This is a genomic window from Bacteroides sp. RTP21281st1_H5_RTP21281_210402, assembly GCF_040918965.1.
GTDB lineage: Bacteria > Bacteroidota > Bacteroidia > Bacteroidales > Bacteroidaceae > Bacteroides > Bacteroides congonensis.
In genome coordinates this window covers 56489-82350 of the sequence record NZ_JBCOWR010000004.1, presented here as the reverse complement: position 1 = coordinate 82350, position 25862 = coordinate 56489, and the positions used below count along the sequence as shown (strand labels likewise).

Sequence of the window (25862 nt, the reverse complement as noted above, 5' to 3'; positions counted from 1 at the left end):
TTACTTCTTTGGTATGTTAAAAACATATTATTGAAATTAAGTCAATAAACAATGAATCACTTTCTAAAATATTCATTTTCTATCTTTTGTCTGCTGACGTGTGCGGCCTGCGACGACGACGGAATTGATGTACTGGATATAGAAATCCCGGAAGGATATGCCCTATCCGCCGGTACATCCACTATTTTCCTAAGCTCATCCGTAGCCTATGATACTCCCGCAGACTGGATAACAGGAGCTTATGACATCCGTTTCACCCGCGGAGACAGGCTTTATGATGACGTGCGTACAAGTAACAACGGTCATGGCGGCGGACTGGGTCCCGTCTATGCCGGCTATTCGTGTGGTAGTTGTCACCGGAATGCCGGACGTACCAAACCATCCCTATGGACGGAAGGCGGTTCGGGAAGTTATGGATTCTCTTCCATGCTCATCTACATATCCCGTAAAAACGGAGCTTTCTTCCAAGACTATGGGCGTGTACTTCACGATCAGGCAATCTACGGAGTACAACCGGAAGGTAAACTATCCGTAGAATACACCTACGAGGACTTTTCTTTCCCTGACGGTGAAACGTACACACTCTGCAAACCGAATTATACTATCTCCGAATGGTATGCCGAAGAAATCAAACCGGAAGATTTGTTCTGTACCGTACGTATCCCCCTACGCCACGTAGGCATGGGGCAGATGATGGCTTTAGACCCTATCGAGATTGAAGCACTCGCAGCAAGAAGCAATTATCCCGAATATGGAATCAGCGGACGATGCAACTATATCATGGAGCGCGGGGTCAAATGTCTGGGACTGTCCGGAAATAAGGCCCAACATGCCGACTTGACGGTAGAGTTAGGCTTCTCCAGTGATATGGGAATAACGAACAGCCGCTACCCAGAAGAAATCTGCGAAGGACAAATACAAGTCAACCAAGGCAGTATGATGGGACTTTCTTACGATCAACTGGATGTCAGTACGGAAGAAATGGAGAATGTAGACCTCTACATGCAGAGTCTTGGCGTTCCTGCCCGGCGTAATGTAAATGACCCGCATGTAATCAAAGGGGAACAAAACTTCTATAAAGCCAAATGCCATCTTTGCCATGTAAGCACCCTTCACACAAAGAAGCGCGGCACTGTCTTATTGAACAATACCCAACTCCCGTGGCTGGGCGGTCAGACGATTCATCCCTATTCCGATTATCTGTTGCACGACATGGGTTCCGAGATTATGGGAGTCGGCCTGAATGACAACTATGTAAGCGGTCTGGCTCGTGGAAACGAATGGCGTACCACTCCGCTTTGGGGAATCGGTCTGCAAGAAAAGGTGAACGGACATACTTATTTCCTGCACGACGGACGTGCCCGCAATCTGACGGAAGCCATCATGTGGCATGGCGGAGAAGGAGAAGCATCAAAGAACCTGTTCAAGAACATGAGTAAAGAGGATCGCGACGCATTACTCGCATTTTTAAATTCACTTTAAAGTAAAAAGTAGTATATACCAAATAATTATGAAGAGATTTATAATCATTGCCATGTTGTTTGCCATGATGCCTTTAGTTGCTATGGCACAACATGAAGAAGATACGGAAAATGGTGTAGTATCATTGGCTGGAAGAGAAGGATTCACTATCGGAACCAAGAAAGGCGATTTCGTTTTCAAACCTTATCTGCTTGTGCAGACTTGTGGAAACTTCAACTGGTATGACGATGAAGGACTGGACAAGGCATACAATCAGGACAACATAGCCAATTCCGGCTTCTCCGTTCCTTATGCCGTACTCGGTTTCACAGGAAAAGCTTTCGACAAAGTAACTTTCAACCTTTCCATCAATGCCGCAGCCAGTGGCGGAGCATTGCTCCAACAAGCCTGGTTTGATGTCCAACTGAAGAAACAGTTTGCCATCCGGGTAGGTAAGTTTAAGACGCCTTTCTCACACGCTTACCTGACAACATTGGGAGAAACAATGATGCCTAGTTTGCCTGTATCACTGACTGCCCCCGTCATTCTTCCCTATTCCTTGAATGCGGTAACACCGAATATTGGTACCGGATTCGACTTGGGTGTAGAAATTCACGGTCTGATAGCCGACAAGTTCGGATACGAAATCGGCTTGTTCAACGGTACGGGAGCTTCGGTGAATACAGCTACAAAAACATTCAGTGACGACTGGCACATTCCGTCTTTGCTATATGCCGGACGTTTCACATATATGCCAAAAGGCGTGATGCCTGCTACGCAGGGAAATCCGAACCGATTGAATGAAGATAAAATCATGTTCGGTATTTCTACATCTATCAATATGGAGAGTGAAAACGAAAGTACCAATGACTACCGCGCCGGACTGGAGTTCGCGATGCTGAAGAACAAACTTTACCTGGGAGCTGAAATGTATTACATGAATGTAGGTTTCACCAAAAGACAGAAGATTTCCGAATCATACAATTACCTGGGCGGTTACGTACAAGGCGGTTACTTTGTAGCTCCACGCTTGCAGGCTGCTGCACGTTATGATTTCTTCAACCGTAACGGAATGGACACCAACGGTTTCCTGAATATGCCCGCCGTAGGTATGAATTATTTCTTCAGAAATTGCAATCTGAAATTACAGGCTATGTACCAGTATATCGCCCGCAAAGGACATGATACCCAACTCGACCGTGACAACGACGATTTGGGCCTGGCTACACATTCCGCCACCATCTTACTTCAGTACACATTCTAAATAGAACAGGAAAGGATTTGTTTATGAAAAAATATATTCTTTTGGGGACTTGTCTACTGTTATTCGCAGGGCTTTCTTCTTGTGACGACGGACCTGTTTACGAAAAGACAGGTATTATATCAGAAGAGGGACGCACGCTGAAGATGAGTGGAATAATCAACGGTATCAGTAAATGGCCCGATAGTTATAGTATAGTAGTGGCAGGCTTCGGCGATGAGAGTGAGTATGCCGTTGTCACAAAAACAATCCCGGTTCCGGCTATCGAAGGTGATAAGATTCAGGTAACTATGACAGGCATCAGTGATGAGGTGAGTACTGTCGAATTATGCATTATCAATAAATTGAGAAAGCGGATTATCAGTTTCCAGTCGATGGACGACCTTACAGCAATCGACGATACCATACGTATGGATGCAGGTACCGTGAATGTAAGCATGTACAACGCTATCCAGCAAAATGTTTTCGATAAAGGCTGTATAGGCTGTCACGGAATAGCAACCAGTGCCGCAGCAGGATTGAGCTTATTGGAAGGAAACAGTTATCAGAATTTAGTAGGGCACTCTTCGTCGGTAGTAACCGGACTGCTGCGGGTGAAAGCCGGCAGCGCAGAAGAAAGTGTACTGCATCAAATCCTGAATACGACAGGTTGGAAAACCAATCATTCCAATATGATAACCGAGCCGAACATTCTGACTCTTATCGACGACTGGATTGACAACGGTGCACAAGAATAAATAGTTATTTATAAAATGAATATGAACAACAAAGAACAACAGAACATTCAGTCTGAAAAGACTCTAACTGAAATTTTCAAATATAAGGCAGCAGAAGGCCCTTCGGAGTATCACATCATGATTCATTCCACCCAACCGGAAGATACATACGAAAACCAACTCAACGCTGTACTGAATACTTACGATGATTTACTTGCAAAAGAACTGAAAGGAGCAGTTGCCATTTTCAAACGTTACTTCCTGAGCGATGCCGCCAACCAGACAGACACGCTACTGGCAGTAACGACCGAAGGTTCGGGCTACGCACTCTCTATTGTGGAGCAACCGCCATTGGACGGAACAAAAATCGCGTTATGGGTTTACCTGCTGACCGACGTACAGACACAAGTCCTGCACAACGGTCTTTTTGAAGTGAAACACAGTACCTACCGCCACTTTTGGGGCGGCAGCGCATTCAATCGTGCAGCTAATCCGGAATATCAAACCCGCCTGCTGCTGAACGATTATGTGATGCAACTGATGGAACAAGGCTGCACATTGGCAGAACATTGTATCCGCACATGGTTCTTCGTTCAAAATGTAGACGTAAACTATGCCGGAGTAGTGAAAGCACGCAATGAAGTTTTCGTCACCCAAAACCTGACGGAAAAGACACATTATATCTCCAGCACAGGTATCGGCGGTCGCCATGCCGATCCGAAAGTACTCGTACAGATGGATACATACGCAGTGTCCGGAGTAAAACCGGAACAGATTCATTTCCTCTATGCCCCTACCCACCTCAATCCTACCTATGAATACGGTGTCAGCTTTGAGCGTGGTACGTATGTGGATTATGCCGACCGTCGCCAGGTATTTATCTCCGGGACGGCAAGCATCAATAATAAAGGCGAGGTAGTACATCCCGGCGACATCCGCAAACAAACGGAACGGATGTGGGAAAATGTAGAAACACTGCTGAACGAAGCGGACTGCACCTTCGACGACGTGGGACATATGATTGTATATCTGCGTGATATTGCAGACTATACTATCGTCAAAGGAATGTATGACAAACGTTTCCCATATATACCTAAAGTCTTTGTTCATGCTCCGGTATGCCGTCCCGGATGGTTGATAGAGATGGAGTGCATGGGAGTGAAAGACTGTAAGAACAAGGAGTACGCTCCATTTTAATATCATTAAAAGATTGTACTGTTGAAAAAGTTACTTATCATTTTATACATCTGCCTGGTGGGACTACTCGCTGTAGCTACTTTTATAGAACAGGCGAATGGGACAAATTTTGTAGAAAGAAATATATATCATACAAGTTGGTTTTGTTGTTTATGGGGAGTAATAGCTGTAATAGCACTCGTTGCTCTCATCCGACGCGCTTTGTGGCGACGGTTTCCCATATTGTTGTTTCATGGCTCCCTTCTCGTTATCTTGGTGGGAGCCATGATTACATTTATGAGCAGCGAAAAGGGATATATACATTTAGTTCCCGGCACAACAGTGAACAGTTTCCAAGAGCCGGAAAGCGGAAGAAATATAGACTTGCCATTCAGCATGCAACTGGACAGCTTCCGTATCGAATATTATCCGGGGACGGAAGCTCCGTCAGATTATGTCAGCTATATCACCTACTCCACTACCGGTCAAAAGAACTTTTCATCACACGAACGGATTTCAATGAACCGGATATTCACCGCACAAGGCTTCCGCTTCTATCAGTCTTCTTTCGATGAAGACCAACAGGGAAGCTGGTTGAGTGTGAATTACGATCCATGGGGCACAGGTGTGACGTATGCAGGGTATATTTTACTGGGAATCTCCATGCTTTGGCTACTATTTTCCCGCAGCGGTGAATTCCGCCACCTGCTGAATCATCCTTTATTAAGGAAAGGAAGTGTATTCATCTTGTTTCTTCTCTGTCTTACAGGCACAACGCGGGCACAAACACAAGCGCCCCCAAAGCTGCTTCCTGCATTAAAGCGGGTGCAAGCCGATAGCCTGGCACGGGAACAAGTGATTTATCATGACCGGGTAGTACCTTTCAATACATTAGCCCGTGACTTTATTCAGAAACTGACAGGGGAAACCTCATACAAAGGACTGACACCCGAACAGATTATAGGCGGCTGGCTGCTCTATCCCGAAGTGTGGAGAAACGAACCGTTAATCTACATAAAAAACGCGGAACTACGGCATCTGCTCAACCTGCCAACATCCTATGCGCGCTTAACCGATTTGTTTGACGGTTCCGTCTACCGCTTGCAGAAACACTGGCAACATGAACAGGGAAAACAAAGTAAACTGGCGAAAGCCATTCAGGAAACAGATGAAAAAGCAGGCTTGATTCTTATGCTGGAAAAAGGAACATTCATTCATCCGTTGCCTGTGGACGGCAGTGTACAACCTCTTTCTGAACGGCAAGTGAAAGCCGAACTGCTCTACAATCATATTCCGTTCAGCAAGATTCTCTTTATGGTGAATCTGACAGCAGGAATATTGGCTTTTCTGCTTTTACTTTATAACAGCCTGCGGAAAAATACGCTTTCACCGAAAGCACAGAAAGTTTCACGGATAGCAAAGACTTCCTTTTCTATTGTGCTCTATGCTGCCTTTATCTTTCATCTGGCAGGATATTGCCTGCGTTGGTATATCGGCGGACGAATCCCGCTCAGCAACGGTTATGAGACCATGCAGTTTATGGCACTTTGTATTCTCCTGCTAGCCTGTCTGCTCCACCGGAAATTCCCGTTTATGCTTCCATTCGGATTCCTGCTTTCCGGCTTCGCCCTATTGGTTTCTTACCTAGGGCAAATGAATCCCCAAATAACCCCTTTGATGCCGGTACTTGTCTCCCCGTGGTTAAGCATCCATGTTTCATTGATTATGATGTCCTATGCGCTGTTTGCTTTCATCATGCTGAATGGAATATTGGCCTTATGTCATCACAGGCAAGATGAACGGGTGGAACAGTTGACTATACTCAGCCGCCTGTTGCTCTACCCTGCCGTGTTCTTCCTAGGTGCGGGAATCTTCCTCGGAGCAGTTTGGGCAAATGTATCCTGGGGACGCTATTGGGCATGGGATCCGAAAGAAGTATGGGCATTAATAACTTTCCTTGTGTATGGAGCTGCTTTCCACTCACAAAGCCTTCGTTTCTTCCGCAAACCTTTATTCTTCCATATCTATATGATAATAGCTTTCCTCACAGTCCTGATGACTTATTTTGGAGTGAACTATGTCTTAGGTGGAATGCATAGTTACGCAAATGGCTGACTTGCATCCAGTTTTTTTCCGGGAATAAAGCTGCCCCCCTATATATAGTTACTAATTCCTATTAGAATACCCACTTCAGGGGATTGCGGGAGCAACGGAAAGCCCCTATCTTTGCAGTATCAGAATTGAATTAATTAGTCATAATTATATTACGTAGCCACATTAAAAATACATAGGAATCGGCCGAAGTGATTCACCCGCATTTCTTCTATTTGGTTGTTAAGTTGAAAAAACCATATAATGTATTCATTTTGGGATATGAATAGATGACATATTCTAAAAGAGGCAAAAACGTCCGGCTTGTGAAAGCCGGACGTTTTGTTATACTTGCAGTCCATCTCCTGAATCCGACAGACTGCAAACAGAATATGCCCGGACTGTGTATCAGCCCACGAGGTACTTACTGCCCGGCAGATAAGACAACAACTTCGCTAAAATACAGCATCCGCAGAATGTACTTGTACCCACCAACAGAATCGTGACCGGAGTAGAAAAGTATCCTTCCAGCAGTTTATAACTAAAACCGAGAATGAATATGTGCATCAGATAAATACCATAGCTCAACTTGGATAGTTGAAGGATAAAATTGTATATCCGCCCCTTTTCAAAAGAAATCTTTTTTATAATGACAAAAGCACCAAAAGTCATAAAGACCACATTGAAAGAACAGAAACGCCAGCTCAACTCCAGTTCCTGCAACTGAGTAGCAGTAAAAGTACGGTGATAATATACAATAGCGGTAAACAGATAACCGATAAGGAACAGGCTGACACCGACAAGCAAACTTTTCTTCAATGACCAATTAATATAGGTACGTATGTAATGCGCCAGTACCAAATAACCAATGAACCCGGAGAAATACCAGAAAGTATGGAATTCATTCCAATAACATTCACCATATACATCGCCTACCAACAGTTTTCCATAATGCCAGAAAGTAGTGAGAAACCATACAAGCAAAAAGACCTGTTCGCCACGCTTGGACGTCTCTTTCAACCAGGGAGATAGAACGGGCATAAACATATAGAGTCCGATAAGCATATAGATAAACCAAAGATGACCGCTCGCACCATTAAAATTCCATAGCAGTTGCAACAAGTTAGCCTGCACGTCGGTATAGGTAATATCTCCCCACGACCAAGGCAGGATGGCATACAGCAAAGACCATACTGCAAAAGGAACGACAACCCGGATAAAACGTCGTTTAAAAAAGTTCTGCGAACTGCCCCTCATAGGTAAAAGCAAGTAAGAAGAAGCCATCACGAAGAGAGGAACAGAAGAACGGAAAGCACTGTCAATCACACTCACCCAAAAGCCATCGGATACCGAACGTATCCCGATGGAATCACCATCAATAAAGAAGAACTCACAGGAATGGACCATAATAACCATAAAGCAAGCAATCACACGGAGATAGTCCAAAAATACAATCCGTTCAGCTTGACTCGAATCTTTTATTTGCATAGTAGTAGCTAATTAATTAAATTTGCGCAAAGATAGAGACCGAATAATTACGGTGCAATACTGATATATAACCATACCCCACACACATGGACGTATTAAAAACAGAACTTGAAGAAGCATTCGCTACGCAGCATTTCGACTATACGCGACTCAACCAGGATACGGTAGACGAGTGCCACACGCTAATACATTCTCTTACAAAAGTGAATAATGGCTGTGCCGTCCTTTCCGACCTGGCTGCCGATAAAAGCTATTTCTCCATAGGATCATTCGGCGACTTCCTCGGACTATCTGCCGAAGACTTATCACAGGAAATCATTGATTCGGTAGACGAAGACTGTATATATCATCATATCCACCCGGAAGACTTAGTGGATAAACGGATGCTGGAATTAAAGTTCTTCCGTTTCTTATGTGAACTTCCCGTAGACGAGAGATTGAAATACCGTTCCAGTTGCTGCATACGAATGATAAACGGGAAGGGTGAATACAAGTATATAGCCAATCAGACACAAATCTTACAGAACTCGCCTTGCGGAAATATGTGGTTGGCATTATGCCAATACGACTTGTCGCCGGAACAGAGCGAACGCTCAGGGATACAGGCAAGAATCACTAATAATGAGACAGGCGAAGTGATGGTTCTTTCCTTATCCGAAGAACGCTACGCGCTTCTTTCTGTCCGTGAAAGAGAAATACTGCATTTGATTAAAGAAGGTTTTATCAGCAAGGAGATTTCGGTCAGACTGGGTATCAGTATTCATACGGTAAACCGCCATCGGCAGAATATTCTGGAAAAACTAAGTGTGGACAATTCATTGGAAGCAATCCGTACAGCGGAAATAATGAAGCTATTGTAAAATCCATCTATCCCTCATAGAACAAAGCGGATAAAAGTATCACTACTTTCACCCGCTTCTGACCTAACCTAAACTTGACCTAAATATTACAATCCTAATGAAAACTGATTTTAATAGAGAACGTTTATTCATGTTTCAACCATTCTTTTGGTAGAACTTCCTTTTCATTTTTATCATTTACTAATTCCAGTTGCAGCACACCGCCGTTGCAATCGAAGTAACGTACTTCCATCGGATGCAATCCGGCTTTCAATGCTTTCTGCACGATAATTTCTACCGGAGAATGTGCGCCGTCGTTGTCTCCCAGCAGTTCACCGTCAAGCATCAATGTGCTACCATCGTCCGAGAGAAGGGCAAATGTATAAATACCGTCAGCGGGAACTTCCAGATAACCGGTTATTACCAGTCCGATATCCCCTTTCACTTCTTCGAGGATGGATACGGATTCTACGACATACTCTCCTCTTACGGGAGCAGCGTCAATATCCGCACAGAGATTTCCACGGAAGTTGTGCCATACAGCCTTCAGTCCGGGCTGCAAAGAAGCCGGAGCAGTGACTGCTTCCGCATAAGGAGCTTTGACGTATCTCGTACGTGCTACATCCGAAGGAGAACCATCCGGACGGAAAGTACGGAAAGCAAAGTCTGTCGTTTCCTTTATTTTCAGTGAACCATTGTATAGAGACGATTTGCTGGTAGGCATACTTCCATCCGTCGTATAGCGGATTTCAGTGCCAGGCAACGGACAAGTTAAATTCACCGTAGCATCATCAATAAACGCGTTCACCTTATAGAATCCCTGCAAATCGGGGATACGGTAATTCACTCCCATGATATCCATACGCTTGAATTGCGGAACGAGCTGACGGTAAAATTCATCAAGTTCCGGTTTCGCTGCCGGTTCCGCCCATGCTATTTCACTCAATGCAATCATGCGGGGAACAATCAGATATTCAATGCGCTTCATTGTCGGAATCCATTCCGCCCAAAGATTGGCCTGCACACCCCAAATATATTCCTTCTGTTCCTGCGACAGTCTGTCGTCCGCATAGGGGTCGAATGCCAATATCTTCTTTACCGAATTTTGGTCTTGCGCATAGTCGAAATAAAAATATTCATTCGGACAAGCAATCACTTTTTGCTTTTGCGCCGTTGCCGTAGGCAGCGCTTCTTTCGCCCAACTTCTCCACCAGGTAATGGCAGCGTCCGAAGATAATCCGTCCTTCACCACTTCATCCCAGCCTACGAGTTTCTTTCCGTTGGCCTGGAAGAATTTCTCCATATCACGTACGAACCATGCCTGAAGTTCTTCCACCGAACCCAGTCCCTCGGTGCGGATACGTTTCTGGCAACGGGGACATTTCTTCCAGTTGTTCTTTTCCACTTCGTCTCCACCCATATGTACATATTCATAAGGGAAAAGTTCGAAAACTTCCTTGAATACATTCTGACAGAATTCCAAAGTCGCGTCTTTGCCCGGGCAGATGGGAGAAGAGAATGTCTCTCCCCATCCGATTAATCCGTCACAGGCTAAATCAGGATACTGGCTGATAGCTGCCAGGAAATGCCCCGGCATATCAACTTCGGGTATTACATCAATCCCTCTCTGCGCAGCGTAAGCTACTATCTCTTTGATATCATCATGTGTGTAATAACCGCCATACAACGTGTCACCTTCCACAATCCGTATCTTATTTTCAGGAATCAGGAAATCAGTGTTATCTTCCTCTATCGCACGTGCCATGCAAGTACGGTCGTGCGTATTGAATTTTCTCCATGCTCCTTTTTCAGTCAGCAACGGATATTTTTCAATCTCTATGCGCCAGCCCTGGTCGTCCGTGAGATGCCAGTGGAATTTGTTCAGTTTGTACAGGGACATCAAGTCCAACACGTGCTTCACTTCGTCTTTATTCCAAAAATGGCGGGAAGCGTCCAGCATAAATCCGCGCCACTCAAAACGGGGAGCATCTTCTATCTGTACGGCGGGAATGGAATAAGTCTGCTTCACACCCTGTATTTCTATTTCGGCGGGAAGTAACTGGCGGATAGTGGTAATGGCGGAAATAATGCCCGAATAGTCATTGGCTTCCACCTGAATAAATTCGGGTGTAGACTGGAGCTTGTAAGAGCCGGGCTTCCCATCGGTATTCCCCAATTGAAAATAGACATCTACCTGATTTTTATCAGCAGTGACTTCCACAGAAGACGACACTACATTTCGAAGAATCTCTTGCAGGTATCCGACTGCCGGAAATAGCGACTGGTCGGAAACTCCTATCTTCATTTCATCCTTAAAAACGAAAGCGCCTGACTGCTCGGTCAGACTTACGGGAGTAGGTAAAATTGCGATTTCTTGCTTGACGGCAGGCGTGCAAGCAGAAAATACACAAGCTGATACAATCAGTAGAGAGGTACTTAGTTGTTTGAACATGAGGTTAACTATTTAATAAATTAATTGTCCTGTTTTTAATTGACTATCTATATATAATACAACTAAAACAGGCAAACTACTAAAAGGGAATGAAAAGTTTTTTGTGTCTTGGGTTCACAAATTGCTATAAATGATTATCTTTGAACCCAATTATCACTACAAATAAGGATAAAGACCCGCTTAAATGTCAAGAGAGAATATTTTAATCAAAACCTCATGGATTAGCACCATTGGCAACGCAATCCTGTCCGCATCAAAAATCATTATCGGTTTGTTGGCCGGAAGTCTGGCCGTAGTTGGAGATGGTATCGACTCGGCGACGGATGTCATTATCTCTGTCGTTATGATATTTACGGCACGTGTCATCAGCCGTCCGCCTTCAAAGAAGTATGTATTCGGCTATGACAAGGCTGAGGGTATCGCAACCAAGATTCTATCGCTTGTGATATTCTATGCCGGTATGCAGATGTTACTGTCATCTATTCAAAGCATCTTTTCGGATGAAGTGAAAGAAATACCATCCGCCATTGCCATTTATGTGACTATATTCTCTATTGTCGGTAAACTCTTACTGGCTTGGTACCAGTACAAGCAGGGAAAGAAAATAGACAGTTCCATGCTGACGGCGAACGCGATTAATATGCGTAATGATGTTGTTATTTCGGCAGGGGTCTTGATTGGTTTGCTCTTTACTTTTATATTCAAATTACCTATACTCGACTCGATAACAGGATTAATAATCAGTCTCTTTATTATAAAATCTTCCATCGGAATCTTTATTGATTCGAATGTGGAACTTATGGATGGCGTTAAGGATGTCAATGTATATAATAAGATATTCGAAGCTGTCGAGAAAGTGCCGGGGGCAAGTAATCCGCATCGGGTCAGGTCGCGGATGATAGGAAACCGGTATATAATTACACTTGATATAGAGGTGAATCCGCAGATAACCATCACGCAGGCACATGAGATTGCCGGAGCGGTGGAGAAAAGTATCGAAAGCTCCGTAGATAATGTTTATGATATTCTGGTGCATGTGGAACCTGCGGGGGAATGTCAGACGGATGAGAAATTCGGTATAGATAAAGATATGGTCTGAATTGCCGGAAGTTGCACTATCCGGTAATCCTTTTATTATGGATTGATAAATCTTCGGCAGCAAGGAAAGCTATTCCGCTTCTTTTTCTTAACTTTGCGTTCATCGTTTACACTATAATAAAGATTTGATATGGAAGAAACATTCAGGCGCTATCCTATCGGGATACAGGATTTTGAACAGTTGCGCAACAACAACTATATATATGTTGATAAAACAGCATTGGTCTATCAACTGGCTAATACAAACACGGTTTATTTCCTGAGCCGTCCCCGCCGTTTCGGAAAGAGCCTGCTCGTCTCTACGCTCGAAGCCTATTTTCTGGGAAAGAAAGAGCTTTTCAACGGACTTGCCATGGAGCAGTTGGAACAGGACTGGACGGTGTATCCGGTGCTGCACATCGACTTCAGCGGCAGTAAATATATGGAAGCAGAGTCACTCCGCGCATCTATCAATGTACAATTACTGCTTTGGGAAAACGTCTACGGACGCCAGGAAGGCGAAGACACATTCAGTTTGCGTCTTGAAGGCATCATCCGACGCGCTTATGAGCAAACCGGACAGCAGGTTGTCGTATTGGTAGACGAATATGATGCCCCGATGTTGGACACTAACAGTGATCATGAGTTGCAACGTGAGATTCGCGGTATCATGCGAGACTTCTTCAGCCCCTTGAAAAAGTCAGGCAAATATCTTCGTTTCCTCTTCCTTACGGGTATCAGCAAATTCAGTCAAATGAGTATATTCAGCGAACTGAACAATCTTCAGAACGTCAGTATGAGCGACAATTATGCCGCTATCTGCGGTATCACCGAGCAAGAACTACTGACGCAGATGAAAATAGACATCGAACAAATGGCTCAAGCCAATGATGAGACGTATGAAGAGGCATGCGCCCACTTAAAGAAACAGTATGACGGATATCATTTCAGTAAATCCTGTGTGGATGTGTACAATCCTTTCAGCCTGATTAATGCTTTTGCACAAAAAAGCTATGAGAACTACTGGTTTTCTACCGGTACCCCCACCTTCCTGATAGAACTCCTGCAACAGATGGACTTCGACATCCGTCTGCTCGACCGTATGGACGCCAAGCCGGAAGATTTCGACAAGGCCACGGATTGTCTTACCGACCCCATTCCGGTGCTTTATCAAAGCGGCTATCTCACCATCAAGTCTTACGACGCCTTCTTCCGCACCTATACATTGGGCTATCCCAACGAAGAGGTTCGAATCGGCTTTATCGAATCGCTTATTCCTTCTTATCTTTACCAGCCAACGCGCGAAAGCAACTTTTACGTAGTGTCTTTCGTACGCGATTTGATGAAAGGAAACCTCGAATCTTGTCTCGAACGTACCCGCTCTTTTTTCGCCTCTATCCCGAACGACCTGAACAACAAAGAAGAAAAGCATTATCAGACTATTTTCTATCTCCTGTTCCGCCTGATGGGGCAGTATGTGGATACCGAAGTAAAAAGCGCCGTCGGACGGGCGGACGTGGTTATTAAAATGCAGGATGCCATTTATGTACTTGAATTCAAAATGGACGGTACGGCAGAAGAAGCTTTGGCGCAGATAAACAGTAAAGGATACGCCATTCCATACGCGGCCGACCACCGGAAAGTAGTGAAAGCCGGCATCAACTTCGACAGCTCCACGCGGACAATCGGAGACTGGAAAATAGAAGAATAACCTATTATTGACGCATCCCGCCATCTCTTGACAGGCTTCACCATATAAATGAAAAGGCAGTAACTCCTCCCATTGATAAGAAGCTACTGCCTTCTCTTTTAAAATGCGGACTTTTGTTGAAAGCCTGCAAAATCGTATAGAAACAACCTAATAGCTAATTTTCACTCCGGCAAAGAAACTTCTCGGCAAGGAAGGGCCGTAGATATATCCCGAATCACGGTCGGCACCTTTATCGAAATCATTCTGATAGGCGTTGAAGATATTCTGTATTCCGGCATTCACCTGCAAGTTCACCGACTTATAAAGTTTGAAGTCATAGGCAGCTTTCAGACCGATGTCGAAAAAGTCTTTCGTATTTACCGTTATCGGATTTTCAAGGAACCCCGGAACGGGTTCGTGAGGGACTAGCATCGAACCGGTATAGGTGCCCGAAAGGGCGATGGATAACGGTTTTATCGGGGTATAAGTTGCTGTAAAATAGCCGTAAGTATTCGGTGTACGCATCATTTTCTTCACAGCCGGAGCATCTTCGTTCCATGTATGCGGTTCGCTGTAATGACTCTGTTGCAAAGTAACTCCTGCCTGAAGTTGGAATTTGTTCAAGTAAGCCATTTTTCCTTCCAGTGTCAATCCCATTACCCGTGCGCCCGCCGCATTATGGCGTGTACGTGTCAGAATCCCATCAACTACTTCCCCATCGGTAAGAGCAAAAACATCGGATAATTTGGTATAAAACCCTTCAACGAGAAAGTTGACCTGAAATGCGCCAAAACGATGGTAGATATCTGCCGATGCACTCAGGCTTTGTGACCTTTCTTCTTTCAAATCATCAGCAAGCTTCACCATTGCCACATTACCACCTACATTCTCCACATGCAAATCTTCATCAAAAGCCTGCGGAGCGCGGAAACCGGATGAATAACTCAAACGGAGATTGATATTCTCTGTCGGGTTGTAGCGCAGATTGGCACGCGGGCTGAAAATAATGTGGCCTATCAAGTTGTGCTTGTCCAGACGACCACCGATAAGGAATCCCCAGTGTTCATTCTTCCACTCATTCTGAAGGAATGCACTACCGATATTTACTTTTTGGTCTACCGTACGGTTGTATCCCCACATGTTATCTTCCAGTTTGTCCTGATTGAATTCTATTCCTGCTGTCAGGTCGGAAGGCATGAAGATGCATTTGCCGAAGCTGTAAACATACTGTGAGCCTGCCATCCAGTTGAGGTCAGTGGTTTTTCCATATGCATCTAAAGGGTCTCTGTCGCCCGGACCATAGTAACTGTCACGATTGATATGCTGTGCGGAAGCGAATACATTGAAACGATGCTTCTCATTAGGTGAGAAATAATCGAACTTCACACCACCGCCATTGATGGAATGTTCGGTCTGTTCGGCCACATTCGCTTCGTGGGGCGGACGGTTCAACAAGTCTCCTCCTCTGCGGAATTCTTCCATATGGTGATATTCAAAAGTCAGTTTGGAGTAAGTGCTTGTTTTCAGGAAAGAACGGAAGCCGACTGTCTGCCCATGTATTTTGGGGATTTCAGAGTATCCGTCTCCGTCGTGGTCGTAAGCGGAACGGTGGCGGTTCTGCCCGAAGATATATAGTCCGGCACGTTGGTCGTCCGTCACTAATGAGGCATTCAGGGAAGTACTGTTGTCGAAAGCGTCTCCGTCACCGATTCCCGTTATCGTATGAGACAACATGCCTGAATTGCGGATTGGTTCTTTAGTAATGATATTGATTGTACCCGCAATGGCAGACGAACCGAACAATGCCGAGCCACCGCCACGCATCACTTCTACCCGCTCTATCATACTGGCGGGAATCTGTTCGATACCATATACACCGGAGAGTGCACTGAAGATAGGACGTGAATCCAGCAGGATTTGTGTATAAGGGCCATCCAGTCCGTTGATACGCACCTGTTGGAAACCGCAATTCTGGCAGTTGGACTCAACACGTACTCCGGGCTGAAAGCTCAGTCCTTGAGCCAAAGTCGTAGAGTTCGTATTCTCAAAGATTTTCAAATCAACGACATTGACCAGTGTCGGAGCCAAACGGCGGGCCGTTTCATTACGGTTGGCAGATACAACGACACCATCCAGGGCAACCGCGTCTTCTTCTATTTCAAAGTCTTCTTCCAAAGTGCGTCCTTTTTTCAACGTCACGTTGCGCCTTATGGTTTTATAACCGACAGAACTTACTTCGAGCACAAAATTTCCTTCGGGAAGATTCTTCAGGAAGTAGTGTCCCGTAGCATCGGTGACAGTACCGATGGTAGTACCTTTCAGTGCCACTGTGATATATGGCAGATGTTCTTTCGTGTTTTTATCAAGGATATGACCGATAATATTGGCATCCGACTTACGTAATTCGGGATGATTGGGATGTTCGTAGGCTTGTCCTCCGATGGCAGGCAACAGTGCACAGCACAAGCAGACAAGCGAAAATATGTATTTCTTCATTTTTCGTTTGTAATTCGTTCTTCGTTAAGTATTCACGTGAGAAAACAGATAATACCCTGCCTGATTACTAAAAGGCAGAATGTCATCATTCAAATAACGGAAAAACGAATGGCAGGCGGAGCGCGGAGTGCTGTCACTCCATGATAAGGAGCATGAAAATGTGTATGCTGCGGACGTTTGAGCAACAGGCACAATAAAAATGGGATGAAAAGGGAAAGAGCAAAAACAACAGCCGCACCGTCCACTGTCAGATGAGACAGGAAGTGGATATGTATCAGTTCGACTGTTGAATGTTTATGTGCCGCCCCTTTCTTGAACGGGTGTGAATGGACGATTGTCACGCCATTGACCACATGCACGTGGGCAAAGAATGTAAGACTTGCCAAATACGACACAAAGAGTATCGGCAAGAAATAGCGTGTAATATTCAATAACAATCGTTTCACCTCATTTTTGCTTTGGGACGGCAAAGATACAAATATTTCTTTTAACAATCAATGTTCAGACAGAATACTGTTAATATACGGCTGAAGCTATCACTTGTATAAATAGAATCAGAAATACCATAGCAATCGGATAAACGGTTGCATAGGCCACACTGGGGATATTACTGTCCACCATCGAATCGGCAGCAGCCAGACCGGGCGTACTTGTCATACCGCCGGTAATAGTTCCCAGCAAATCGAGCAAACTGATTTTAAACACCAGACGTCCTACAAGGGTTGCAATGAGCATCGGCGCCAAAGTGATGGCTGCCCCTACTCCGAACATCAGCAATCCGCTTTCCTGAAAAGTGGCTACGAGGTTCTTTCCGGCAGAAGTTCCTACTTCAGCAAGGAAAAGAAGCAGTCCCAACTGACGCAGCAACTGATTGGCAGGCCCTGACATTGACCAAATGACGGGCCCTGTCTTACCGACAGCACTCAATACAAGAGCTACCATCAGAACTCCCCCGGTCAATCCCGGCGAGAATGACAGGCTTTCAGAGAAAGAGATATTTATTTTGCCGAACAACACTCCCAGTACAATACCCATTGCAATCGGAAAGAAATCCGTATCGGATAGTTTCTTCGCGTTATTTCCCAGCAGACGGGCCACGCCTTTAAGTCCTTCTTTCTCGCCGACTACCATCAGTTTATCACCGAACTTCAAAGCTAAATCGGGAGATGGAGACAAGTCGATACCGCTTCGACGGACACGGGTCACTGTACAACTGAAGTTTTTCTGTAAATTCAAGTCACCCAGTTGCTTGTTTATCATATCTTTTTTAGTCAGCAGCAGAGACTCGATTTCTTGTGTTTTGTCCAGAGGAAGCTCTCCTTCTTCACGTTTGCCTACCAACACTGCGAGTTGGTTCAGCGATTCTTCGCTGCCTACCGCCTGTATATAGTCTCCTTCATGTAGTACGGTAGAAGCGGTAGGAATGGATATTTCTTCCTTATGTTTCAGTCGTGAAATGACAGCTCCCGTCATACCACGTGCATTAATCTGCATCAGGCTGCGGTCGAATACATTCGCATTGGTGACACGATAGATACAGGTAGTCAACTCCGGGAATTGGCTGCGGCGTTCTATCTCCAGACGGCGTGCTTCTTTATCCAAGTCCACCCGCATTATTTTAGGCAACAGTTTGACAAACAAAATCACCCCGATCACTCCAAACGGATATGCGATACCGTAAGCAATGGATGCCAAAGGTGAATGTGTGCTGTCGATAGCGACTGCCAAACCCGGCGTACTGGTTAGCGCCCCGGCAATCAGGCCAACCACACTGGGTGTGTCGATATCGAACGCGTACTTCAGTCCTACTGCCGTGAGACAAGCGGAACTGATGATGAGAATGGTAATGATAATCAACGTCTTTCCCTTGCTACGGAAAGAATCGAAGAATCCGGGCCCTGCTTGAATACCGATGGTAAAAATAAAAAGTACCAAACCGAAATTTCCCAATTCTTTGGGAATGATGACGCCATAATGCCCGAAAAGAAGTGCGATAAAGATTACCGCAGACACATCAAGAGATAACCCCTTAATCTTAATTCTTCCCAGCATAAATCCCAACGCGACAATCAGGAAAATGGAGAAATAAGAGGAGTGTAATAAGTCAGTAAACATAAAAATAAAGGTTAGTTTGTTTTAAGGGCGCAAAGGTACGGATTTTATTTTAATCCGCACAACATTCCATCTTACAAGTGCCTTTCTCATTTTCAAATTCCAAAGTGGCATGATGAATACCTGCTTCCTCAAGCGCTTCTTTTATGTGATGTTTTATTTCTTCCATTTGTGTGATGTCATCAACCACAATATGGGCAGTCAACGCAGTTTCTGTTGTGCTCAACGCCCATATATGTAAATGATGGCAGTTTTCTACGCCGGGTTGTCCCATTATCAGTTGCTGAATCTTTTGTGCATCTATGCCTACCGGAACACCATCCAATGACAAGCGAAGACTATCGTGAAGCAATCCCCAGGTAGAAATAATAATGACAACGGCTATCGCGAGCCCGATTATCGGGTCGATAATGCTCCATCCCGTATGCATGATGATAATCCCGGAGACACCTACGCCGACAGATACCAGCGCGTCGGCTGCCATATGCAGGTAAGCTCCTTTCACATTCAGATCTTTATCTTTGTCCTTCATAAAAAGCCAGGCAGTGAGCGCATTGATTATCACCCCTACTCCCGCCGTCCAAGCTATGGCAGACCCATCGACGGAAACCGGATGAAACAGTTTGTCTATGCTCTCGGCAATGATAATGCCGACAGCAACTAATAGTATGACTGCATTCAATAAAGAGACAAGTACGGTACTTTTCTTATACCCATAAGTATAACGGCTATTAGGATGAACTCTTTCCAGCCGGAAAGCCAGCATGGCGAGTACAAGACTTGCCACATCGCCCAGATTATGTCCGGCATCGGAAAGCAAACCAAGAGAATTATAATAAAAACCGACTCCGAATTCTACGATAACGAAAGCTATATTCAGAGCGATACCTATAATAAAGGCTTTATTGAGCGATGTCAACCGATGATTATGTTCGTGATGATGATGAGGTTCCATATTATACAGCTATTATTCTTTATATATAAGAAACATCTACAGAAATAATTAGTTCAAAAGTACCCATTATGATTAATGACTTGATTCTTTTTTTCATATCCTATAGGCATTAACATAAAACAAGCCACCGGAATGAGTCGCTCATTCCGATGGCTTATCCCCTTTAAACACCTTTAAACAAAATGAAAATATGCCTCATTTACTAACTAAACTAACTAACCCTTCGAGGCATATTTTAAAGAGACTGTCGCATCAGCCCCCCTTTCTTATATAGATGGCTTTCGCCCTCTAGTCTTATTTACGAGCTTCAGCGATATAGCCGAGCGCTTCTTCGCATTTTGCAGTTACATAAGCCCAGTCTTCTGCTGCTACCTTATCTTTCGGGAACAGTTTAGAACCCATACCTACGCAGAATACGCCGGCTTTAATCCATGCAGTCAGGTTTTCCTTAGTAGGTTCCACCCCACCGGTCACCATCAGCTTAGACCATGGCATCGGAGCCATCAGGCCTTTTACGAAGTTAGTTCCATAAACGTCACCCGGGAATACTTTGCAAAGGTCGCAACCTACTTCCTGAGCGAACCCGACTTCGGATACAGAACCACAACCTGGAGTATAAGCTACCGAACGACGGTTACATACCTTAGCTATTTCAGGATTGAACAACGGGCCTACTACGAAGTTAGCACCCAGTTGCAAGTACATGGCAGCAGTAGCCGGGTCAACAATAGAACCAATACCGATTGCCATTTCAGGACATTCCTTTGCTGCGAATTTTACGATTTCAGCAAATACTTCCTGCGCGAAGTCACCACGGTTTGTGAATTCGAAAGCACGAACACCACCATCATAACAAGCCTTTACTACTTTCTTTGCAACTTCTGCGTCTTTGTGATAGAATACAGGAACCATTCCTGTAGAGCCGATTTTATTCAATACGGCTATTTTATCAAATTTTGCCATTTTATTATTTACTATTTTAAATGAATTGATTTTTCAAACTCTCAACTCTCCATTTTCAACTCTCAACTTATCTCCTTATCTCTGTACGCGACCGCTTGCGTCACCACCAGCCAATGCTTCAACTTCCTCTACGGAAACAAGGTTGAAGTCACCATTGATAGTATGTTTCAAAGCAGATGCGGCAACAGCAAATTCAAGAGCTTCGCCCTGATTAGGCTTAGTCATCAAACCATGGATGATACCACCTGAGAATGAGTCACCACCACCTACACGGTCGATAATCGGGTCAATATCATAACGCTTTGAAGTATAGAACTCTTCTCCGTTGTAAATCATAGCTTTCCAACCATTGTGAGTAGCAGAGAAAGATTCGCGCAATGTAGAAACGACATATTTGAATCCGAATTCTTTCATCATCTGTTGGAAGATTCCTTTGTAACCTTCAGCATCCGTGTGACCTGCCTCAACGTCAGCATCCGGTTTGAATCCCAAGCATAATTCTGCGTCTTCTTCGTTACCGATACATACGTCTACAAACTGCATCAACGGTTTCATGATAGACTGCGCTTTTTCTTTAGTCCACAGTTTCTTACGGAAGTTCAAGTCAACAGAAACAGTTACACCGTGACGTTTTGCAGCTTCGCAAGCCAGACGGGTCAGTTCGGCAGCCTTGTCAGAGATAGCCGGAGTGATACCAGACCAGTGGAACCAGTCAGCACCTTCCATGATAGCGTCAAAGTCGAAGTCAGCAGCATCGGCTTCGGCAATTGCAGAATGAGCGCGGTCATAAATAACCTTGCTAGGACGCATAGAAGCACCTGTTTCCAAATAGTAGATACCTACGCGGTCGCCCCCACGAGCAATAAAGTCTGTCTTCACACCATATTTACGCAATGCGTTAACAGCAGACTGTCCGATTTCGTGCTTCGGCAATTTAGTTACGAAATAAGCTTCATGTCCGTAGTTGGCACAGCTCACTGCAACGTTCGCTTCTCCACCACCATATACTACATCAAAAGAGTCAGATTGAACAAAACGAGTATTACCCGGAGTTGATAATCTAAGCATGATTTCGCCTAACGTAACGACTTTCTTTCCCATAATTTTATGTTTTAATTTCTAAGTTATTAATATTATGAACTTTCAATTTATCATTTTAGCCCTATTTTTAGGGTTAACACACTGATAACATGATTATTAAACCATCAAAAGGTTAACACTGCATACCTTTCGTGTGCGGGCACAAAGATACAACAATTTTCGTAATTACAAAAATTGTTATATATTTGTATCGAAAATATTAAGATTATTATTGTGTGCGAGCACATATACCTATATAAATAAGGTTATCGTATGAATAAATTGCCCGAAAGGATTAGAATCAAAGACATCGCCCGCTTGGCGGATGTATCAGTGGGAACGGTAGACCGCGTCATTCACGGACGCAGCGGAGTATCGGAAGCAAGCAAAAAACGCGTGGAGGAAATCCTGAAGCAACTCGACTATCAGCCCAACATGTACGCCAGCGCCCTGGCATCCAACAAGAAATATACGTTTATCTGTCTTTTGCCGGAACACCTGGAAGGCGAATACTGGACAGCCGTTGAGTCGGGTATCCATGAAGCTATCGCCACCTATTCGGATTTCAACACTTCGGTGAAAATCAACTATTACGACCCATACGACTATCATTCGTTTGTCGATGCCAGTGAAGCGATTCTGAAGCTTCAGCCGGACGGAGTCATGGTAGCTCCTACCGCTCCCCAATATACAAAGGGATTCACGGATCAGTTGCAGGCACTGGATATACCTTATATATATATAGACTCAAATATCAAAGATGTTCCTCCCCTCGCCTTCTTCGGTCAGAACTCACGCCAAAGCGGATACTTTGCCGCACGGATGATGATGCTACTGGCACGGGACGAGAAGGAAATCGTCATTTTCCGTAAAATACATGAAGGTATTGTAGGTTCCAATCAGCAAGAGAACAGAGAAATCGGTTTCAGGCAGTACATGGAAGAGCATCATCCGTCTTGTAATATACTGGAGCTCGACTTGCATGCCGAACGCAACGACGAAGACAACGAGATGCTGGATGAATTCTTCCGTACCCACCCGACGGTGAAGAACGGAATCACCTTCAACTCCAAAGTCTACATCGTCGGCGAATACCTGCAAAGTCGCGGAAAGAAAGATTTCAATCTGATAGGCTATGACCTTCTGGAACGGAATGTCACCTGCCTGAAAGAAGGAAATGTCTCCTTCCTCATTGCCCAGCAACCGGAACTACAAGGCGCCAACGGTATAAAAGCTCTTTGCGACCACCTCATCTTCAAAAAAGAGGTCACTTGCATCAACTATATGCCTATCGACTTGTTGACAGTAGAAACAATTGACTATTACCATAGCAAATAACAACGAAATACAACTTTACAAGTACATTACATGGAAACAAAGTATTTAAGAATTAATCCTGCCGACAACGTTGCCGTTGCCATTGTTAACCTCCCGGCAGGAGAGCATCTCTCTGTAGATGGCATTGAGATTACATTGAACGAAGACATTCCCGCCGGACACAAATTCGCATTGAAGAATTTTGCAGAGGGTGAAAATGTAATCAAGTACGGTTACCCCATCGGTCATGCCTTGATGGCCAGACAACAGGGTGACTGGATGAACGAAACGAACATCAAGACCAACCTCGCCGGATTGTTGGAATATACCTACAACCCGGTTCAGGTTTCTTTGGATATCGCCCGCAAAGACCTTACCTTCAAAGGGTATCGCCGCAAAAACGGTGACGTAGGTATTAGAAACGAAATATGGATTATCCCGACTGTGGGTTGCGTGAACGGCATCATCGGACAATTGGCCGAAGGGCTGCGCCGCGAAACGGAAGGCAAAGGCGTGGATGCCATTGTCGCTTTCCCGCACAACTACGGTTGCTCGCAACTCGGTGACGACCACGAGAATACGAAGAAGATTCTTCGTGACATGGTGCTTCATCCTAATGCGGGTGCAGTGTTGATAGTGGGTCTGGGATGCGAGAACAATCAGCCGGATGTATTCCGCGAATTTCTGGGCGAGTATGATGAAGACCGCGTGAAGTTCATGGTCACTCAGAAAGTAGGCGACGAATACGAAGAAGGAATGGAAATCCTGCGTGATTTATATGCGAAAGCATCTAAAGACGAGCGTACCGATGTTCCTTTGTCCGAACTTCGTGTAGGCCTGAAATGTGGTGGTTCCGATGGTTTCTCCGGTATTACGGCAAACCCGTTGCTCGGCATGTTCTCCGATTTCCTGATTGCACAGGGTGGCACAAGCGTATTGACGGAAGTTCCCGAAATGTTCGGTGCGGAAACAATCCTGATGAACCGTTGCGAAAACAAAGACTTGTTCGAGCAGACTGTACATCTGATTAATGACTTCAAGGAATACTTCCTGTCACATGGAGAGCCTGTCGGCGAAAACCCGTCTCCGGGAAACAAAGCCGGTGGTATCTCTACATTGGAAGAAAAAGCGTTGGGATGTACGCAGAAATGCGGAAAGAGTTATGTATCCGGCGTAATGCCTTACGGCGAACGTTTGCAAAAGAAAGGGCTTAACCTGCTTTCTGCTCCGGGCAATGACCTGGTTGCAGCCACTACTCTTGCGGCAAGCGGATGCCACATGGTACTTTTCACAACCGGACGCGGAACGCCATTCGGCACTTTTGTCCCGACCATGAAGATTTCCACCAACTCGACTTTGGCTAAAAACAAACCGGGATGGATTGACTTCAATGCAGGGGTTATCGTTGAGAACGAACCGATGGAGAAGACTTGCGAGCACTTCATTGATTACGTTATCAAAGTGGCAAGCGGTGAGTTCGTTAATAACGAAAAGAAAGGGTATCGCGAAATTGCTATCTTCAAGACAGGCGTAACTTTATAAATCGCCTTTTATTCCGTATTCTGATAAAAAGAATAGATTGTTAGAATTATAATACGAGTTGCTATCCCTCACTCAATGACAAATTGAACGGGATAGCAATTTTTTTTTAGATTTATGACTATTCCAATGCAGCCGAATAGAGAAATATCTATCCAACTTCTTTTTTGAACCTGTTTATTGAAATAATCAGATAAAATCTTGTTCATCTTAAATGTTTTATTTTACTTTGCACTACAAAGTACTTTTAATATGAATAAAGATAAAGCATTAGAATCGGTTTTTGAGATAAAAGAGTTGATGGAAAAGTCCTCAAAGTTTATCTCTGTCAGCGGGCTCGCCGCAATCCTGGCAGGCATTTACGCACTGGCCGGCGCGTACATCGCGACACAAGTTATCACACCGGACACGTATTTAATCGTCGCATTGGAATTAATGGCTATCATAGCCCTGTCGGTACTGATAGCCGCCGCCATCACTGCCGGAATACTGTCCTATTGTAAATCAAAAAAGACAGGACAGAAGTTTTTCAGCCGGCTCACCTATCGGGCATTATGGAATTTTTCCCTTCCGATGTTGGCCGGTGGCATTGTATGTATTTCTATCCTGATGCACGAGTATTACGATATTCTGGCATCCATCATGCTTCTATTTTATGGACTGGCGTTGGTCAATGTATCCAAATTTACCTATTCCAGCGTGGCATGGTTGGGCTATGCTTTCATCTGCCTGGGTGCCGCCGACTGTTTTTGGACAGGTCATTCACTGCTATTCTGGACGATAGGCTTCGGTGGTTTCCATATCCTCTATGGCATATTGTTCTATTTACATTACGAAAGAAAGAAATCATAAATGATAGAATCATTCCAATATATTAATAAAGCATTCGAAAGCAAGGTACGACTGGGTATCATGGCTGTTCTGATGGTAAATGAGGAAGCTGATTTCAATTTTCTGAAAGAACAGCTTGCATTGACCGACGGTAACCTTGCCAGCCATACCCGTGCGCTGGAAGAACTGGGATACATCGTATGCAACAAAAGTTTTGTCGGACGAAAGCCGCGGACTGCCTTTCAAGCAACTCCGCAAGGCAGAGAAGCTTTCAAATCTCATATTGAAGCTCTGGAGCAATTTCTAAAATCAAAATAA

The 25862-nt window shown here is 44.6% G+C and carries 20 protein-coding genes; 12 read left to right on the top strand and 8 right to left on the bottom strand.

The window, feature by feature from the left end; genetic code table 11:
- Positions 1-51 precede the first annotated feature (51 nt).
- From AB5443_RS07480 to ccsA, 5 genes are read left to right on the top strand one after another with little or no spacing between them, the layout of a single operon-like run.
- Positions 52-1482, top strand: a complete 1431-nt coding sequence (locus AB5443_RS07480) for a di-heme oxidoredictase family protein (RefSeq protein ID WP_073346264.1) — start codon at positions 52-54, stop codon at positions 1480-1482.
- Positions 1483-1510: 28 nt separating this feature from the next.
- Complete coding sequence (locus AB5443_RS07475; protein WP_277131497.1) at positions 1511-2725, top strand: porin; 1215 nt, start codon at positions 1511-1513, stop codon at positions 2723-2725.
- Between the two features lie 23 nt (positions 2726-2748).
- Positions 2749-3459, top strand: a complete 711-nt coding sequence (locus AB5443_RS07470) for a hypothetical protein (protein ID WP_073346267.1) — start codon at positions 2749-2751, stop codon at positions 3457-3459.
- Between the two features lie 21 nt (positions 3460-3480).
- Positions 3481-4635 (top strand): Rid family hydrolase, encoded by a 1155-nt coding sequence (locus tag AB5443_RS07465; protein ID WP_277131502.1) that lies wholly within the window; start codon positions 3481-3483, stop codon positions 4633-4635.
- A gap of 21 nt (positions 4636-4656) precedes the next feature.
- Positions 4657-6729: a cytochrome c biogenesis protein CcsA gene (ccsA, locus tag AB5443_RS07460; RefSeq protein ID WP_277131505.1), complete on the top strand. Its 2073-nt coding sequence runs from the start codon at positions 4657-4659 to the stop codon at positions 6727-6729.
- Between the two features lie 384 nt (positions 6730-7113).
- Here the strand turns inward: ccsA and AB5443_RS07455 are convergent, their stop codons facing one another.
- Positions 7114-8193, bottom strand: coding sequence for an acyltransferase (locus tag AB5443_RS07455; protein WP_368114043.1), 1080 nt, complete (start codon positions 8191-8193; stop codon positions 7114-7116).
- A gap of 86 nt (positions 8194-8279) precedes the next feature.
- On the opposite strand from AB5443_RS07455, the gene AB5443_RS07450 reads away from it, so the two are divergent.
- The gene (locus AB5443_RS07450; RefSeq protein ID WP_368114044.1) at positions 8280-9053 is read left to right on the top strand and encodes a LuxR C-terminal-related transcriptional regulator; all 774 of its coding nucleotides are present in this window, start codon (positions 8280-8282) and stop codon (positions 9051-9053) included.
- Between the two features lie 124 nt (positions 9054-9177).
- Here AB5443_RS07450 and AB5443_RS07445 read toward each other — a convergent pair whose 3' ends face one another.
- A complete protein-coding gene (locus AB5443_RS07445) occupies positions 9178-11484 on the bottom strand; it encodes a family 20 glycosylhydrolase (protein ID WP_368114045.1) in 2307 nt (768 codons plus the stop codon).
- Positions 11485-11668: 184 nt separating this feature from the next.
- On the opposite strand from AB5443_RS07445, the gene AB5443_RS07440 reads away from it, so the two are divergent.
- On the top strand, positions 11669-12583 hold the full coding sequence (locus tag AB5443_RS07440; RefSeq protein WP_073346277.1) for a cation diffusion facilitator family transporter: 915 nt from the start codon (positions 11669-11671) through the stop codon (positions 12581-12583).
- A 129-nt stretch (positions 12584-12712) separates the two neighbouring features.
- Positions 12713-14272 carry an ATP-binding protein gene (locus AB5443_RS07435; RefSeq protein ID WP_277131515.1) on the top strand — a complete coding sequence of 520 codons (1560 nt, stop codon included), beginning with the start codon at positions 12713-12715 and terminating at the stop codon, positions 14270-14272.
- 147 nt (positions 14273-14419) lie between these two features.
- On the opposite strand, the gene AB5443_RS07430 is transcribed toward AB5443_RS07435, so the two are convergent.
- From AB5443_RS07430 to AB5443_RS07405, 6 genes are all read right to left on the bottom strand, one after another.
- Entirely contained in the window at positions 14420-16747 is a 2328-nt protein-coding gene (locus tag AB5443_RS07430) for a TonB-dependent receptor (protein WP_277131518.1), read from the bottom strand.
- 89 nt (positions 16748-16836) lie between these two features.
- Positions 16837-17217: a hypothetical protein gene (locus AB5443_RS07425; protein WP_277131579.1), complete on the bottom strand. Its 381-nt coding sequence runs from the start codon at positions 17215-17217 to the stop codon at positions 16837-16839.
- Between the two features lie 46 nt (positions 17218-17263).
- Positions 17264-18862 carry an aspartate:alanine exchanger family transporter gene (locus AB5443_RS07420; RefSeq protein WP_277131520.1) on the bottom strand — a complete coding sequence of 533 codons (1599 nt, stop codon included), beginning with the start codon at positions 18860-18862 and terminating at the stop codon, positions 17264-17266.
- A gap of 49 nt (positions 18863-18911) precedes the next feature.
- Positions 18912-19814: a cation diffusion facilitator family transporter gene (locus AB5443_RS07415; RefSeq protein WP_277131523.1), complete on the bottom strand. Its 903-nt coding sequence runs from the start codon at positions 19812-19814 to the stop codon at positions 18912-18914.
- 294 nt (positions 19815-20108) lie between these two features.
- Positions 20109-20777, bottom strand: coding sequence for a bifunctional 4-hydroxy-2-oxoglutarate aldolase/2-dehydro-3-deoxy-phosphogluconate aldolase (locus AB5443_RS07410; RefSeq protein WP_004300153.1), 669 nt, complete (start codon positions 20775-20777; stop codon positions 20109-20111).
- A 75-nt stretch (positions 20778-20852) separates the two neighbouring features.
- The gene (locus AB5443_RS07405; RefSeq protein WP_022137926.1) at positions 20853-21878 is read right to left on the bottom strand and encodes a sugar kinase; all 1026 of its coding nucleotides are present in this window, start codon (positions 21876-21878) and stop codon (positions 20853-20855) included.
- Between the two features lie 252 nt (positions 21879-22130).
- On the opposite strand from AB5443_RS07405, the gene AB5443_RS07400 reads away from it, so the two are divergent.
- The 4 genes from AB5443_RS07400 to AB5443_RS07385 all read left to right on the top strand — a co-directional run bounded on the left by AB5443_RS07400 (position 22131) and on the right by AB5443_RS07385 (position 25862).
- On the top strand, positions 22131-23195 hold the full coding sequence (locus tag AB5443_RS07400) for a LacI family DNA-binding transcriptional regulator (RefSeq protein ID WP_277131549.1): 1065 nt from the start codon (positions 22131-22133) through the stop codon (positions 23193-23195).
- A gap of 30 nt (positions 23196-23225) precedes the next feature.
- Positions 23226-24716 (top strand): UxaA family hydrolase, encoded by a 1491-nt coding sequence (locus AB5443_RS07395; RefSeq protein ID WP_022137928.1) that lies wholly within the window; start codon positions 23226-23228, stop codon positions 24714-24716.
- Between the two features lie 249 nt (positions 24717-24965).
- Positions 24966-25565: a hypothetical protein gene (locus AB5443_RS07390; RefSeq protein WP_277131550.1), complete on the top strand. Its 600-nt coding sequence runs from the start codon at positions 24966-24968 to the stop codon at positions 25563-25565.
- On the top strand, positions 25566-25862 hold the full coding sequence (locus tag AB5443_RS07385) for a transcriptional regulator (protein ID WP_022137931.1): 297 nt from the start codon (positions 25566-25568) through the stop codon (positions 25860-25862). It abuts the gene before it with no gap.

Excerpts from the sequence above, each read along its gene's own strand:
- AB5443_RS07480 (WP_073346264.1), top strand. The coding sequence starts at position 52 with ATGAATCACTTTCTAAAATATTCATTTTCTATCTTTTGTCTGCTGACG.
- AB5443_RS07475 (WP_277131497.1), top strand. The coding sequence starts at position 1,511 with ATGAAGAGATTTATAATCATTGCCATGTTGTTTGCCATGATGCCTTTA.
- AB5443_RS07470 (WP_073346267.1), top strand. The coding sequence starts at position 2,749 with ATGAAAAAATATATTCTTTTGGGGACTTGTCTACTGTTATTCGCAGGG.
- AB5443_RS07465 (WP_277131502.1), top strand. The coding sequence starts at position 3,481 with ATGAACAACAAAGAACAACAGAACATTCAGTCTGAAAAGACTCTAACT.
- AB5443_RS07455 (WP_368114043.1), bottom strand. The coding sequence starts at position 8,193 with ATGCAAATAAAAGATTCGAGTCAAGCTGAACGGATTGTATTTTTGGAC.
- AB5443_RS07450 (WP_368114044.1), top strand. The coding sequence starts at position 8,280 with ATGGACGTATTAAAAACAGAACTTGAAGAAGCATTCGCTACGCAGCAT.
- AB5443_RS07445 (WP_368114045.1), bottom strand. The coding sequence starts at position 11,484 with ATGTTCAAACAACTAAGTACCTCTCTACTGATTGTATCAGCTTGTGTA.
- AB5443_RS07440 (WP_073346277.1), top strand. The coding sequence starts at position 11,669 with ATGTCAAGAGAGAATATTTTAATCAAAACCTCATGGATTAGCACCATT.
- AB5443_RS07435 (WP_277131515.1), top strand. The coding sequence starts at position 12,713 with ATGGAAGAAACATTCAGGCGCTATCCTATCGGGATACAGGATTTTGAA.
- AB5443_RS07430 (WP_277131518.1), bottom strand. The coding sequence starts at position 16,747 with ATGAAGAAATACATATTTTCGCTTGTCTGCTTGTGCTGTGCACTGTTG.
- AB5443_RS07420 (WP_277131520.1), bottom strand. The coding sequence starts at position 18,862 with ATGTTTACTGACTTATTACACTCCTCTTATTTCTCCATTTTCCTGATT.
- AB5443_RS07415 (WP_277131523.1), bottom strand. The coding sequence starts at position 19,814 with ATGGAACCTCATCATCATCACGAACATAATCATCGGTTGACATCGCTC.
- AB5443_RS07410 (WP_004300153.1), bottom strand. The coding sequence starts at position 20,777 with ATGGCAAAATTTGATAAAATAGCCGTATTGAATAAAATCGGCTCTACA.
- AB5443_RS07405 (WP_022137926.1), bottom strand. The coding sequence starts at position 21,878 with ATGGGAAAGAAAGTCGTTACGTTAGGCGAAATCATGCTTAGATTATCA.
- AB5443_RS07400 (WP_277131549.1), top strand. The coding sequence starts at position 22,131 with ATGAATAAATTGCCCGAAAGGATTAGAATCAAAGACATCGCCCGCTTG.
- AB5443_RS07395 (WP_022137928.1), top strand. The coding sequence starts at position 23,226 with ATGGAAACAAAGTATTTAAGAATTAATCCTGCCGACAACGTTGCCGTT.
- AB5443_RS07390 (WP_277131550.1), top strand. The coding sequence starts at position 24,966 with ATGAATAAAGATAAAGCATTAGAATCGGTTTTTGAGATAAAAGAGTTG.
- AB5443_RS07385 (WP_022137931.1), top strand. The coding sequence starts at position 25,566 with ATGATAGAATCATTCCAATATATTAATAAAGCATTCGAAAGCAAGGTA.